This is a genomic window from Ahniella affigens (assembly GCF_003015185.1).
Taxonomy (GTDB): domain Bacteria; phylum Pseudomonadota; class Gammaproteobacteria; order Xanthomonadales; family Ahniellaceae; genus Ahniella; species Ahniella affigens.
In genome coordinates, this window is record NZ_CP027860.1 from 4,615,402 (window position 1) to 4,628,789 (window position 13,388).

10 protein-coding genes are annotated in these 13,388 nt (G+C 61.1%); 8 read left to right on the plus strand and 2 right to left on the minus strand.

What is annotated here, in order from left to right:
- Nucleotides 1–354: 354 nt before the first annotated feature.
- From C7S18_RS17800 to C7S18_RS17815, 4 genes are all read left to right on the plus strand, one after another.
- Nucleotides 355–1,710 (plus strand): ATP-binding protein, encoded by a 1,356-nt coding sequence (locus C7S18_RS17800; protein WP_106892835.1) that lies wholly within the window; start codon nucleotides 355–357, stop codon nucleotides 1,708–1,710.
- Nucleotides 1,707–2,168 carry a hypothetical protein gene (locus C7S18_RS17805; RefSeq protein ID WP_106892836.1) on the plus strand — a complete coding sequence of 154 codons (462 nt, stop codon included), beginning with the start codon at nucleotides 1,707–1,709 and terminating at the stop codon, nucleotides 2,166–2,168. The genes C7S18_RS17800 and C7S18_RS17805 overlap by 4 nt, the downstream gene beginning before the upstream one ends.
- The gene (locus C7S18_RS17810; protein WP_106892837.1) at nucleotides 2,168–3,100 is read left to right on the plus strand and encodes a tetratricopeptide repeat protein; all 933 of its coding nucleotides are present in this window, start codon (nucleotides 2,168–2,170) and stop codon (nucleotides 3,098–3,100) included. Before C7S18_RS17805 ends, C7S18_RS17810 begins: the two co-directional genes overlap by 1 nt.
- Nucleotides 3,101–3,414: 314 nt before the next feature.
- Complete coding sequence (locus C7S18_RS17815) at nucleotides 3,415–6,006, plus strand: beta strand repeat-containing protein (RefSeq protein WP_106892838.1); 2,592 nt, start codon at nucleotides 3,415–3,417, stop codon at nucleotides 6,004–6,006.
- Nucleotides 6,007–6,200: 194 nt separating this feature from the next.
- Here C7S18_RS17815 and C7S18_RS17820 read toward each other — a convergent pair whose 3' ends face one another.
- Nucleotides 6,201–8,324, minus strand: a complete 2,124-nt coding sequence (locus C7S18_RS17820; RefSeq protein ID WP_170113337.1) for an RICIN domain-containing protein — start codon at nucleotides 8,322–8,324, stop codon at nucleotides 6,201–6,203.
- A gap of 252 nt (nucleotides 8,325–8,576) precedes the next feature.
- Between C7S18_RS17820 and C7S18_RS17825 the strand changes: the two genes are divergently transcribed.
- From C7S18_RS17825 to C7S18_RS17840, 4 genes are all read left to right on the plus strand, one after another.
- On the plus strand, nucleotides 8,577–10,772 hold the full coding sequence (locus tag C7S18_RS17825; protein ID WP_106892839.1) for a glycoside hydrolase family 44 protein: 2,196 nt from the start codon (nucleotides 8,577–8,579) through the stop codon (nucleotides 10,770–10,772).
- Between the two features lie 182 nt (nucleotides 10,773–10,954).
- Nucleotides 10,955–11,545 (plus strand): hypothetical protein, encoded by a 591-nt coding sequence (locus C7S18_RS17830; protein ID WP_146151989.1) that lies wholly within the window; start codon nucleotides 10,955–10,957, stop codon nucleotides 11,543–11,545.
- Entirely contained in the window at nucleotides 11,535–12,467 is a 933-nt protein-coding gene (locus tag C7S18_RS17835; protein WP_106892841.1) for an alpha/beta fold hydrolase, read from the plus strand. The genes C7S18_RS17830 and C7S18_RS17835 overlap by 11 nt, the downstream gene beginning before the upstream one ends.
- A gap of 51 nt (nucleotides 12,468–12,518) precedes the next feature.
- The gene (locus tag C7S18_RS17840; protein ID WP_106892842.1) at nucleotides 12,519–12,938 is read left to right on the plus strand and encodes a VOC family protein; all 420 of its coding nucleotides are present in this window, start codon (nucleotides 12,519–12,521) and stop codon (nucleotides 12,936–12,938) included.
- 175 nt (nucleotides 12,939–13,113) lie between these two features.
- On the opposite strand, the gene C7S18_RS17845 is transcribed toward C7S18_RS17840, so the two are convergent.
- Nucleotides 13,114–13,386, minus strand: a complete 273-nt coding sequence (locus C7S18_RS17845) for a hypothetical protein (protein ID WP_106892843.1) — start codon at nucleotides 13,384–13,386, stop codon at nucleotides 13,114–13,116.
- Nucleotides 13,387–13,388 lie beyond the last annotated feature (2 nt).

The following is a 13,388-nucleotide window of genomic DNA, read 5'->3' on the forward strand; positions in this document are numbered from 1 at the left end:
GGTTCAGTCGAAGACAGATCCCGGGCGCGAAGTGGTGCAAGGTATTGGAACGATGAAACTCACCCCGGATCAAGTCCGGGGTGACGAGAGGGGTGTTGCGGGTTCAATCGAAGACAGATCCCGGGCGCGAAGTGGTGCAAGGTATTGGAACGATGAAACTCACCCCGGATCAAGTCCGAGGTGACGAGAGGGGTGTTGCGGGTTCAGTCGAACACCGATATTGGGTGCAATGCGGTGCGCCACAATGGAACGGGCCACACCCTCCCAGACTAGCGTCCAAGGCACGCAACGAGTGCGCGCCGATGTGTCACATTGCGCTTGTGCGCGGTTCTCACCATCCGGCATCATCCGCGCATGAACGACGCGATTCTGAGCCCGATCGAGGCGGCCCTGCGGGCCAATCCGGACAATCAACCCTTGCTGCAAGCCTATTTGCAGGCAGCCCTCGGCGCGAATCTGGCTGGGCGGTTGGTGGCCGTGCTGAACGAGTTGGGCATTTCACCCACGCGCTTCGGGGCATTGGATCGGTTGAATGTCGCGAAGGCACTGCAGGCCGATGGCTTGCCCGAGCGCGCGCTCGAATGGGTGCCGGATGATCAAGCCGAGGCGTTGTTGCTTCGGGCACAGTTGCTGCTGACCCTGGACCAACGTGCCGCCGCGCGCGAAGCGTTGGCGGCGGCAAAAGCACTGGCGCCGGGACTGGACGATGGCGGCCTGTCGGCGCAGCTGGACACGCGCATCGTCTCGATTGCGAGTGCCCGCCGCACCAGCGACAAGCTGCAAACGTCGGTCAACACCGAACATGATCCAGACGCTGAGAACATCTTGCTGTTTCAGCCTGCGCAATCGCGCGTGACGTTTGCCGATGTCGGTGGGCTGACCGCCGTCAAGGCCCAGATTCGCAAACGTATCATTACGCCGTTTCAGAAGCCCTCGCTGTTCCAACGATTTGCGCGCAAGGCCGGCGGCGGCGTGCTGCTGTATGGGCCACCCGGGTGCGGCAAAACGCTGCTGGCTCGGGCGACGGCTGGCGAGTGCTCAGCAAATTTCTACAACGTGGCGGTGTCGGATGTGCTCGATCTCTACATCGGCGAATCCGAACGCAAGTTGCGGGCAGTATTCGAGCAAGCCCGGCGCAGCAAGCCGTCGGTGCTGTTCTTCGACGAGGTCGAGGCGCTCGGCGGCAAGCGGCAATACTCGCGCGAGTCCGGCACGGCAAAGCTCGTGAGTCAGTTTTTGTCCGAACTCGATGGTTTTGAGCGCAATAACGATGGCGTGTTGATTCTGGCGGCGACGAATGTGCCTTGGGCGGTCGATCCGGCGTTTCGGCGCCCGGGTCGTTTTGACCGTGTGCTGTTTGTGCCGCCCCCGGATCAGGACGCGCGCGAGGACATTCTGAAAGGATTGCTGAAGAACCGGCCGCTCGCTGGCGAAATCGACGTTGGTTTTCTGGCGCGGCAAACCGGTGGATTCTCGGGCGCTGACCTGGCCAATCTGGTTGAGACCGCGGTCGATGAAGCCATCGAAGCAACGGTCGCGCAGGGCCATGAGGTACCGCTGTCGGATTCCTTGCTGAAGACCGCACTCAAGTCGTGCAAACCCACGACGCTCGAATGGCTGACCACCGCGCGCAACTATGCGCGCTATGCAAACGAGGGCGGCCAGTACGATGACGTCATGCAGTTTCTCGACACGTTCGGCAAACGATGAGCAGCTATCGCATTCTGGATGAACCCCGGCCGAGCGGGCTCGCGCGCCTGGTGGTCGACCCGATGTGGCCCCTGCTCGCCTGCATGCTCGTCAGTGGCAGCTTTGGGCTGGCTTGGCTCGCCTTCAATGGCTTGGCCGTGGGTTCGGTCACACGCATTCGCGAAATCACGATCTGCGTCCTCGGCATTCTCGCGTCGGTCGGATCGTTTGTGCTGCTCGCCGCCCTCGACCTGGATAAGCCGACGCTCCGCTACGCGTATCTTGGCGTCATCGTGCTGAAACTCGCTGCGGCGTATTGGGCGTCTGGCCTGCAGCAACGCTCGGTCGAACTGTTCGAGTATTTTGGCGGCAAGAAGCAAGCCGGCATGTTCGTGCTGCTTGCTGGCATGTTCCTGCTTCGACCCATGCTCACCAATGCTGCGAAAGACAGTCATTGGCTGTTTCTGCTGGTGATCTGATGAGCTTCGATCAAGCCGCACTTGCCAAGAGACGCGCCACCCACTTGCTGGAATTGGGCCAGATCGGGCCGGCGATTGAACAGCTTCGCCAAGTTCTCGCAACGGATCCAGATGACGCGCATGCACACGCACTGCTCGCGAATTGCCTGCTGGCGCAAAAGCGCGTCCATGCGGCGAGCCATGAGGCTGGCCTCGCGTTGAGTCTCGATCCCGACAGCGTGTTCGGCCATTTGACGATGGCCCATTGCGCGCTCGCGGCACGGCAAATCGCCACCGCGCAGAAGCATTTGGCGCTCGCGAAAGTAGACGGGCACATGGATGCGTCGGTCTGGCTCACCGAATCGCGCCTCGCGACATTGATCAATGACCGCACACTGCGCGCGCAGGCGTTGGCGCGCGCGCACGAGTTGGAGCCGGAGAATACCGAAGTACTGGTGGGGCTGGCCCTGCATGCGTTTGATCAGCGCCGATTTGACGAGGCGGACAAGTGGACGACAGAGGCGCTGAGTCTGGAACCCGAATCCGTGGGGGCCCTGGTCATGGCGGGGCAGTTGGCGCTGCAGCGCGGCGCAGTCAGTGATGCGCGCGAGCATGCGCTGTGGGCGCTGCAGATTGATCCGTCAGACGAAAGTGCCATGCGCCTGTTTGCGAGCATCAAGGCCCGACAGAGCCTGTTGCTTGGGGCCTGGTGGCGGCTGATGGCGTGGCTCAGCATTGGCGGTATCGCGCGCTCGACCGTGATACTGATCGCGTTCTATGTGCTCTATCGCCTGTTGGAAATCACCCTCGATCTGAAGGGCTACACCGAGGCCCGCAGTGCCGCCAACATCGTGTGGCTGCTGTTTGTGCTGTACACCTGGACGGCGCCGGCGTTGTTTGCGCGGTCGCTGAAGAAGGAATTGGGATCGGTTCGTTTGCGATCCGATTTTTGATTCCTGCGATTCAATGTGGGCGCGGTATCTACTGGCCCAACTGATCGTTGTGAGAGCAATCTGATTCACACCGGCAACGCTGCATTCGCGCGGCCCTTGCGCGACAGAGCGAGACGTCAAACTCACCCCGGATCAAGTCCGGGGTGACGCGCGGTGTATTTGGCAGCCATCCGATAGTCGGGACCCAACAAGACGGTTTCAGTGCAGTTCGAGCAACGCAAGCGTCGCGCAGTAATTGAATCGCCCGCGCTTCCCGGGTAGGTTTGGCTGACGCCGAGCATCGTGCCTCGGCGTCTATACCTTGGGGAGTCCACATGTCGTCTGCGAACACTGCTTATACGTTCTCGCTCGTCAACAACACCAATCTCAGTAGTTCGGACTATTCGCTACGCGTGCTGGGATTCAGCGTCGCCTCGGCGCTGTTTCTGCAGGACAACGGCAGTGGCGCGCTGACCTGGTCGCCCTCGCCGGCGGGGGTCAGTCTGAACGTGCCGAGCTACGCATCCGGATCAAGCACGCTCACGTTCACGGGCGGGCTGCCGATGTTCAATGACATTCTGCTCGGCGATACGGTGACGGGCCCGGGCATCGCCAGTGGCACCACGGTGACTGGCATCGCCATGACCATCACCTTGAGCCAGCCCTTGACCGCAACCGCCAGCGGCAACGCGACCATCAATACGCTCATCATGGTTGGCGGCACAAGCCAGACTACCTCTACGAGCGTTACGGGACTGGTCCCGCCCCCGTCGGTCGGCAACATTCGTTACGGCCAAGCCGTGAGCGGCAGCGGCATTGCGACGGGCACCACCGTCAGCGGCGTCACCGGCGATTCGAGTGTGACCCTGAGCACGGCCCCAACAGCGGGCGCGACGTTTTCGGGCACGAGTCCGTTGACGTTTTCGATCACGCCGACAGCAAGCGGTCAATCGGGCGCCACGAATCTCAGTTTGAGCAATCTGGCGAGCGTCGCTCAAGTTGCGGTCGGCAATCTGATCACGGGCACGGGGATTCCTGCGAACACGACGATTGCCAGCATCAACAATGTCGTGATCACGCTGTCGAGCGTCATTTCGGCAAGTCAAACCAATGCGACCGTGACGTTTACACAGCAGCAAACGGGCACCTGGACCGCCGGCAGCCTGTCCATCACAGGTCTCAGTAGCACGGCCAATGTGGGTACGGGCGGCCTAGTGACCGCCCCCGGAATCGCACCCGGGACGACGATCGCAGCGGTGCTGTCGGGCACGTCGCTACAGCTATCAACCGCGACCACAGCAGCAGGCTCGGACCAAGGCGCCAACCTCAATCAAGGCACCGTAACTTTTCCGCGGCCGACCGGCGTGATTCCCAGTTACGACATCAGTGCATTTTCGAGCTTTGTGTTCGATCCGGTGTTGCAGCCTGGCGGGTTGAACGGCGCCCGCATCTATTTGTTTGTCGTGCCAAACAATTGGCCGGCCATTGCGACACAGCCTGGCTTCGCGGGGTTTCCGACGAATCCGCCCGGGTTTCCCTTTTCGTGGGCGGCGACGGGCCTTGGTATCCAGCAGCCGAATACGCCGCCGAATTCGCCGAACACCAATAGCAGCTTTCCGCCATTTTCGATTGTCGAACCCACGATCGACGCGGGCGCGACCGGCTTGCTGCATATCGACGTGCAGACCGTTGATGGCTTCACGTTTCCGTTGTCGCTCGTATTGCTCGATGTCAATGGCAATCAACTGGGTCAGGTCGGCCAGCCGGTACCAGCCGGCGGGATCACCCGTGGCGGCATCATTGCCGCGTTTCAGCAGACGTTTGCGGCGAATACCGCGTATGGCGCATTGCTGTATGGCAGTAGCAGCGATATCGACAACCAGTATCCGGGCGTGCTGAATCCGGGGGCTTATCTCGCGGACGGCGCCAACTCGGACAGTTCGCTGGCGTCGTTGTGGGACACCACGTTGACCACGCTATACGGGTCCGGCACGCAGCTGAACATGGTGGGCGATGACGGCAACTATTACCAGGGCCTGCCAACCACGGTCGGAACCGCCAGTGTGTTGCAATTCACTGGCTACACCGACACCGGCATGACCAATGCGAATGGCAACGTCTTCAACCTCTATAGTCCGAAAACGCCCGATCCGGCGAACACAGGCGTTGCTGCAGGCTATCAAGTGATTGCGAATGCAGGCGTCTATGCCGACACGTCGGGCGCGGTGTTCATCAAACAGACGACGTCATACACCGTACCCCCGAGCCAAGTCGCGCTTGGTTTGCAGCGCGATATCGTGTCGGCCATCAATCGTGGCATCGCGCTGAAAGGCCCATCCGGAACAACCGGGCGCACGGCGGGCGACACGTCCGCCTATTGGGGCACCGAGACCAACTGGTACCCGGAGCCGCTCAGCAATCAACAGGCCGCCCAGAATCAGTTTTCGTTGTTCATGCATACGGCAACGTCGAACGGCCAATTGATTTTCACAGCACCTGCTGGCCCGCCCGTAGCGATTGCCGCAGCGCCGACCGGCGCGACCGCGAGCACCGCGGGCAGCACGACCACGGCTACCTTGACGACCACATCGGCACACGGATTGGTTGTCGGCGATTGGATCGCCGTGCAGGGCGTTGGCGTCGGCACCTACAACGGCAATTTCCAACTCACCGCCGTGCCGACTACCACCTCACTGAGCTACACATTGGGCGCAGTTTCCACCGCACCAGCGGCGTCCGGTGGTGGCTCATTGATGGGCGGCCCGGCGGCGGTAAACAAGCAAGGGACATTGATGGGCCAGGCTTACGGCTTTGCTTATGACGAAAGCCCGGTGCACGGACCGTTGAATCAGCCCAACGTGCCATCGAAGTTTGATCCCGCGCCCACGGGCACGGTCACCGTGCAGATTGTGTTCGGGCCCTGGTAACGATCAGCCGCAATGATTGTGGCGGGGCCCGATCATGCGGGTGCTCGCGCCCTATAAGGGCGGGTCCGAATCCGTTTAACCTGATCGTTCAGACCCGCCCCAAGCCCCGTAGCAAGCCTGCCCTGGCAATCGCCAGGTGCAGGACGCCATCTTGCCGACTCAATTCCTTGAGTCGCTGATACCGCTCACCGCTATCACCCGCGACGCTGGCGTGTGCTGGTCGATTTCTTGCTGGCAGCTTTTGTGGGCTTGGCAGCACCTGCCTTCGGCTTGAGCGCGCGACCCGGAGTTTTGCTGGTGCCTTTGACCGCGCCGGACTTGACCCGCTTAGGTTTGGCTGTGGTTGGTTGCGCTGGCTTGGTCTTGGCCTTTCGCTTGGGCTTGGCTCGAACGGCCGCCTTGGTTGCCGACCGCGATTTGGATTTGGGCTTAGTCTGCTGCGCGAGTTTGGCCCGTGACGAGGATGCCGTCCTGGCTTTGACCTTGGCCTTCGCCTTCGTCTTGGTTTTGGCCTTGGACCGTCGCGACCGGCGTTGCAAATCAGGCAGGTCGCCCAGGATCGTGTACGTCCATTCGAAGCTCAAACTGGTAATGCGATCGTTGGAAGCCGTTCCCGACAAGCTCTTCAGCCTGGGTCGTACATCGCTCGAAAGTTCGGCATCGAAACGGGAGCCCAGATCACGATCGCCGCCAATCAAGCGTTGACCAAAATTGGTTTCCAGCCACAGGCCAATGATCTCGACATTCGTACTGCCAAATGCCGCCACCACATGCTCGCCATCCCGCAAGGTGATCTCGGTAGCATCGCCGAGTTCATGGCCGAGGCGCTTGCTGGTACCCGAGCGATGCTCAACCACGATACCGCGCAACTTGCTGTCGCCATAGAACCGAATCTTGGATATTGATTGCTCGCCCACGAGGTCGATCGTGTCGCCAAACGGCGTGCCGTAAGGACCAAGACTAGCGGTGACGGTTCGTTCCACGGGGCGTGGCTGATTGGGGTCAAAACTCGGCCACAAATTCGCCGAGAGCAGGATGCCGTCGAGGTACGACGCATACTGCTGACGGACCGTGTTCTGCCGCCAAGCAATCAGCTTGGCCCGGAAGGCGTTCTGAACAATCGAGCTTGCGGAACCATCCTTCGGCCAGAGCCGAAGGTAGTGCTGACTGCCGTCAAAGCCATCGGTCAACACAAAGTCGAAAATCCACTCACGTGGTCGACTCGTATGGACCCGGTACATGTGAACGTTTTGGCCAATTCGATCGATCCGCTGTTGCAGGAACTGCTGACGCATTCGTTTGGCCGCAACAACGTAGTCGCGAATGCCTTCGCGCAAGTCCAACAAATGCGACGCGAGATTATCGTCGTGCGCGACCCCGGCAATGGCTGGATAGAACCGAGCCCGCTCCTGCATGAGGGTGAGCTTGAGATTGCCGAGCAGCATGACAAACGGCAGGGCATTCTCCGGCTGCGAGCGCGTGAAGAAGGGTTGATCAATCGTGTTGATGCTAATCACCAGTGCCGTCAGCGCCGCCGCCTTTTCAGTGCCCGGACTCAGGCCGTCATAACTCTTCGCCGACTTGAATGATGCCTCGACGCCATCCTGCAGGCGATTCAGCCGTTCAACGTTCAGCGCAGACTGGACATACTGTTCGACATACTGCGTGACTTGCCGCCAGACCATTTTGGGCGCCGCATCTGGCCACAAATGCCCGAGCAATCCCTTCAGGGCGCCGCCAGCCGTTGGCACCAAACCGATCGCGCCGATGGCTGCCTCGCGGATCATCTGCGAGGGCGACGAGAAGCCGGGTAACGCGCCCTGCTGGAAGTTCTCGCTCGCGACGACCAATCGGAAGTGCTGATGATCGTTATTCTGCTGCGGGTGGTCGATTCGATTGTTGGTGTACTGGACCACGTCGGCGCCGTTTTCCACGCGCCTCGCAAATACGTCCAGCACCTTGCCGCTGTTCACCGCTTGCAGATAGTAGCTGCCGTCGCCCGCATCCATGATCCGAAAGCGCTGGTTGTCGCCGCCGTTCCAAGGTTGCTGAATCGCGAGCGCACGGTCTTCCGATGTGTTGCCCCTGATGTCGAGCACAAATCCTGTGTGCCGCACGCGAAACACGTGCACGCGATTGTGGTTCTCTTCGATGCTGAACTGCTGATGCTGCTTGCGGCTGAAGTCGGTACCTGCCGCAAGCTCGTTCTGGACGATGAAATCACCCGCGTTTGTGCCCGCATTGGCGACTTCCAAGACCTTGTTGCTGTGCTTGGCGACGATGTAATAGTAAGCGCCCTGAATTGGATTGAACCCCATACTCCCACCCCTCAAGTTTGAACGCCCGGACCGGGCGTGTCGAGCGTAGCCTCTCAGCGCCACCTTGTCTTCGGGGAGCATGGCGTCGGTACCGCAGTCCACCACGAATTTTCGAACCTGCGACCGACCAGCAATCCTCAGCCGAACGCGCGTCGATTGAAAAACCCAGTCTGGTCCACACAATTCCCGGGCTGCTCGGCGCACAATGTGATTCCATGACGCGTTTTGGCGCCCTACAGCGTTTGTCTGAATATGAAACCTCACACCGCTGCTCGATTGTTCCTGGCGCTGCTCCTCGGCGCGCCAATGGCCCAACCCGCCCAGGCGCAGGACGTCGCCGTGTTTGCCGACAGTCTGAATGCCGGCTTCCAGAACTGGAGTTGGGCGACCGTGAACCTCAACGTGCAGGCGCCGAACCCGGTGTATGCCGGCACGCGCTCGGCGAGCATGGAGCCAGACAGCTTTCAAGGCCTCTACTTTCATGCCAATGCCCCGCTGAACACCGCGGGCTACACCGAGCTTCGGTTTGCGGTCCATGGCGGTGGCACCGGCGGGCAGAACGTCAATCTGGTGCTGCAGAACGGCAGCACAATCATCTACAACCAACCGCTAGCCGGTCTGGTCACTGGCGGCAGCATCGCCGCCTCGCAATGGCGGGAGGTCGTCCTGCCCTTCAGTGGGCCGGGCGCGCCGAGCGGCAGTTTCGACGGCATCATCGTGCAGGATCAGAGCGGCGGGAATCAGGGCGTGCTTTATCTCGATGAAATGCGCCTGACCGCCGGCGTGGTGGTGCCGACAGCGGTGACGATCACAGTCGACCCGGGCGGCACGCGGCGTGCAATCAACCCAGAGATCTATGGGGTCAATTTTGGCTCGGACAGCCAGCATGCGGATTTGCATTACCCAACGCGCCGCTGGGGCGGTAACCGCACCAGTCGCTACAACTGGCAGTTTGATGTCGACAACACCGCGAACGACTACTTCTTTCAGAACATTGCCGCTGGCGACGGCAGCAATCTGCCCAACAACGCAACGGCGAACCAGTTCGTCGTCGCAACCAAGGCGCAGGGCGGCGAACCGCTGATCACCGTTCCGACGCTCGGGTTTGTCGCCAAGGATTCGCGCGTCAAGCTCTGGAGTTTTTCGCAGGCCACCTATGGCGCGCAGACCTTGGATGAGTGCCGCTACTACGGGCCCAATCCGCCTTTCTGGTGCACGGCCGACTCCGGCAACGGGTTGTGCACGAATGGGCCATTCTGTGTGGGCGGGAAGATTGTGGGCAACAACCCGCTCGATACGTCCAAAGCGGCGCCAGCGAGCTATGCCGCCGATTGGGTCACGCACCTGCGCGCACGGCATGGCACGGCGGCCAATGGCGGCGTCAAATATTTCGCGCTGGACAATGAGCCCATGCTCTGGGACAGCACGCATCGCGATGTGCATCCAGCCGCGCCCACCTACGACGAGGTCTGGCAGCGGGGGCGCGATCGGGCGATTGCGATCAAACAAGTCGAGCCGGATGCCAAGATTTTCGGTCCCGTGACCTGGGGCTGGTGCGACTATTGGACGAGCGCAAGCGACGCCGCGTTGGGCAATTGCTTTGAAGGCCCGGATCGCACGAACCATGGCGGCCTGCCCTTTGTGGAGTGGTATCTCGAGCGGGCCTGCACCGAACTGGGCCCGGGCAATGTGCGCTTGATCGACTTTCTGGACCTGCATTACTACCCGCAAGCCGATCATGTGGCGGCGACCAACGATGCCGACCCGGCTGCGGAAAACCCGGATGTGCAAGCCATTCGGCTGCGCTCATTACGCGAACTCTACGACCCTGCCTACGTGAGCGAATCCTGGATTGGCGGCACCGCTTATCCCACACCAAACCTGTTGCGCCGCGCGAAATCAGCCATCGACGCGCGTTGCCCCGGAATCAAGCTCGCGGTAACCGAGTACAAGTGGGGCCCCGACAACGGCGTCTCGGGCGCGTTGGCGCAGGCGGAGCTGCTCGCCATTTTCGGGCGCGAGGGCGTGGACTACGCGACGCGGTGGATCGCGCCGGCCGACAACTCGCTGGCCGAGCACGCGTTTCGGATGTTTCTCGACTACGACGGCGCCTTGTCGCGTGTGGTCGGCGATTCGATTCCGGCCACCAGTACGGCCACGAATGACGTCGGTGCGTACGCGATCGATCAGAACAATGGGCCCTTGTTCATCCTGGTGTTCAACCGCGACACCTTGAGCAAAGACTTGACCTTGAACCTGAACGGCCTCAATGCCACGACTTACAGTTTGTATCGGCTCAGTGCGGCCGGCTATCAGACGGTCAGCAACAACACGGAAATCGCGGGAAGCAGCGTGAACTTCCCGAGTTTTCCGGCGCGAACGGCCAATCTGTTTGTCATTCAACGGAATGCTGTGGGCAATCTGCTGTTCGCCAATGGCTTTGAATGAGCACGCGGTCGCCACATTCCGACTGCTCGTAGCGAGGCCTGAACCGCCATCCAGAATCGGCGAACACCCGGCACCTCGCCACGCCCGGTGTTCGCGGCGCTCTGGACGTTGCATTGACGCCCCGTTTGGGCACGGCTGGCATAATGCGCGGATCGCAGACCATTCGACTTCAGGTGCCCGCCATGCTCACGCAACTCACGACAACGCGCTTCTGGCGCATCCTGGCCTGGGGTGGTTCGGCCGTGATCCTGCTGCTGCCAGCAGTCGCCATGCAGTTCACGACCGACGTGCAATGGACGGCCGCTGATTTTCTGGTCGCCGGGGGCATGCTGCTGGCGGTCTGCCTGGCCTTAGAGGGTTTGCTGCGGGTCAGTCAGGACCCCTGGTATCGATTGGCGGCCGCGCTTTCGGTTCTGACGGCGCTGCTGCTGACCTGGGCCAATGCTGCTGTGGGCATCATCGGCGCCGAAACGAATCCGCAGAATCGGGTGTTTGTACTGGTGGTGCTGCTCGCGATGCTGGGCAGTCTGATCACCGGATTTCGGCCGAAGGGCATGGCGCAGACCATGTTGCTGACCGGCGTATTGCAGGCATTGATCGCGTTGGTGGCTTACGTGTCGGCATGGGGCAACATCATCGCGATCTCGGCACCTTTCGTATTGCTGTGGTGGTCGGCGGCGCTGTTGTTCCGCCTGTCTGTGCCGACCGCTACGCCCGCCGCAGAGAATGCTGCCCACATCGCCACCGCTGACGATTCGACGCATGGGCGCTGACTGCCACGAGGCTCGGCGCATCCAGCAATTTCAGCAGTCATTGATCAGCTGGGCCGTGCCTGTTTCCGCGGGCTACACACTGCGCGGTCAGCACAGTACGCCGAGCGGCAAGCCGGTGCTGCACTTCATTCATGGCAATGGGTATTGCGGTTTGGTGTATTCGCCGCTGCTGGCCTTGCTGTCGTTGCAGTTCGATCTGGTGTTGAGCGACATGCAAGGGCATGGCGACACGGATCACGGCGGGCGCTTTCATGGTTGGAACCGATCGGCAGAGTCGGCTCTGGAGGCTTGGCAGTTGTTGGCGCCGAGGTTTGGCACCGCACCAACTTTTGCGATGGGGCACAGCTTTGGCGGGGTTCTGACCGCATTGATGTTGGCAGCGTCACCCAGGACGTTTCGGGCTGCCGTGTTGCTCGACCCGGTGCTGTTCACACCCGCCATCATTGGCGTCATGGCCGTGTCCGAGCCACTGGGCTTGAGCAAGCTGTTCGCACTGCCAAGGCAAGCCAAACGCCGGCGTCGGCATTGGCCGGATCGCGCGGCGGCGGGCGCCCAACTCAAAGGGCGTGGCATGTTTCGTGGATGGGAGGACGTTGCGTTCGACGCCTATCTGCAGCACGCGTTGATGCCCGCGAGTGATGGCGGCGTGACGCTGAAATGTCGCCCGAGCCGCGAAGCCGAGATCTTTGCGAGCTACCCCAGACGGTTGTGGCAGCAACTCGGCAACGTGCGCACACCGGTGTCGTTGCTGTATGGCGATCGCACGTTCGATTTTGTCGCCGCGTCCGCACAGTCCTGGACGGCACAGAACGGCAACGTGCAAGCGTTCGCAGTCGCGGGCGGCCATTGCTTTATGCAGGAGGATGCGGCAACCACGGCCCAACACGTGCTGAAATTTCTGTCCGCGCATCTTGAAACCTGATGCGCTCGCGCCAATGTGATTCCGTTACGCCGTTCGAGCGGAGACCCAACCATGAAATACCTGCACACGATGGTCCGCGTTCGCGACCTGGACGCTTCCTTGAGGTTCTATGTCGACGCGCTCGGTCTCACCGTCCTAAAGCGCAAGGATTACCCCGAAGGCCGCTTCACACTGGTGTTTCTCGCAGCGCTTGGCGATGACGACGCGCAGATCGAATTGACGTACAACTGGGACCCAGAAGACTACGGCACAGCCCGCAACTTCGGCCATGTCGCCTATGCCGTGCCAAACATTTACGCCGCGTGCGAGCGCCTGCAAGCTGCCGGCGTGACCATCAATCGCCCACCACGCGATGGCCGCATGGCATTTGTGCGGTCCCCTGACTTGATCTCGATTGAGTTGCTGCAGCAGGGCGAACCGTTGCCGCCCGCCGAGCCTTGGCAGTCGATGGCGAATACGGGCCGTTGGTAGGTCGGTCGGACCAACCCGCGTCACGGTTCCAAGGGTTCTGATCGATTCGGCTGATCGATGCATCACCGAAGTCCGGCATCCTGCCGGACTTCGCCCCCCAATTCATCGCTGGTGTCCTGCGTTCGCGCCTTACCACGCAGCAACGTCGTCCATTCGCTGCGCGATCGGAATGACCTCAGCGCGGATCATTGGTGGCTTGGGGATCGAAATAGAATGGGTTGCCGTTCACACTGACCATCACCCCAAAGTCGACCATCTGCCCAACGACTAGTGCGTCGTTCAATTCCCGGAAGTGGCCGAGATTTGCCTTGAGCGCGATGCAGCTTTGATTTGTGCGGTCAGGGTCAACTTCGAGCGGCAAGTCACCATCAAATCCGGTGCACGAGTAGCCCGTGAGCACAGGTCCGCTGGTAAGGCCAATCATATCGGTGTTCACGACGTTGATCATGA

Coding starts and splice junctions, on each gene's coding strand:
- C7S18_RS17805 (WP_106892836.1), top strand. CDS start 1,707: ATGAGCAGCTATCGCATTCTGGATGAACCCCGGCCGAGCGGGCTCGCG.
- C7S18_RS17830 (WP_146151989.1), top strand. CDS start 10,955: ATGCTCACGCAACTCACGACAACGCGCTTCTGGCGCATCCTGGCCTGG.
- C7S18_RS17835 (WP_106892841.1), top strand. CDS start 11,535: ATGGGCGCTGACTGCCACGAGGCTCGGCGCATCCAGCAATTTCAGCAG.
- C7S18_RS17810 (WP_106892837.1), top strand. CDS start 2,168: ATGAGCTTCGATCAAGCCGCACTTGCCAAGAGACGCGCCACCCACTTG.
- C7S18_RS17825 (WP_106892839.1), top strand. CDS start 8,577: ATGAAACCTCACACCGCTGCTCGATTGTTCCTGGCGCTGCTCCTCGGC.
- C7S18_RS17840 (WP_106892842.1), top strand. CDS start 12,519: ATGAAATACCTGCACACGATGGTCCGCGTTCGCGACCTGGACGCTTCC.
- C7S18_RS17815 (WP_106892838.1), top strand. CDS start 3,415: ATGTCGTCTGCGAACACTGCTTATACGTTCTCGCTCGTCAACAACACC.
- C7S18_RS17845 (WP_106892843.1), bottom strand. CDS start 13,386: ATGATCAACGTCGTGAACACCGATATGATTGGCCTTACCAGCGGACCT.
- C7S18_RS17820 (WP_170113337.1), bottom strand. CDS start 8,324: ATGGGGTTCAATCCAATTCAGGGCGCTTACTATTACATCGTCGCCAAG.
- C7S18_RS17800 (WP_106892835.1), top strand. CDS start 355: ATGAACGACGCGATTCTGAGCCCGATCGAGGCGGCCCTGCGGGCCAAT.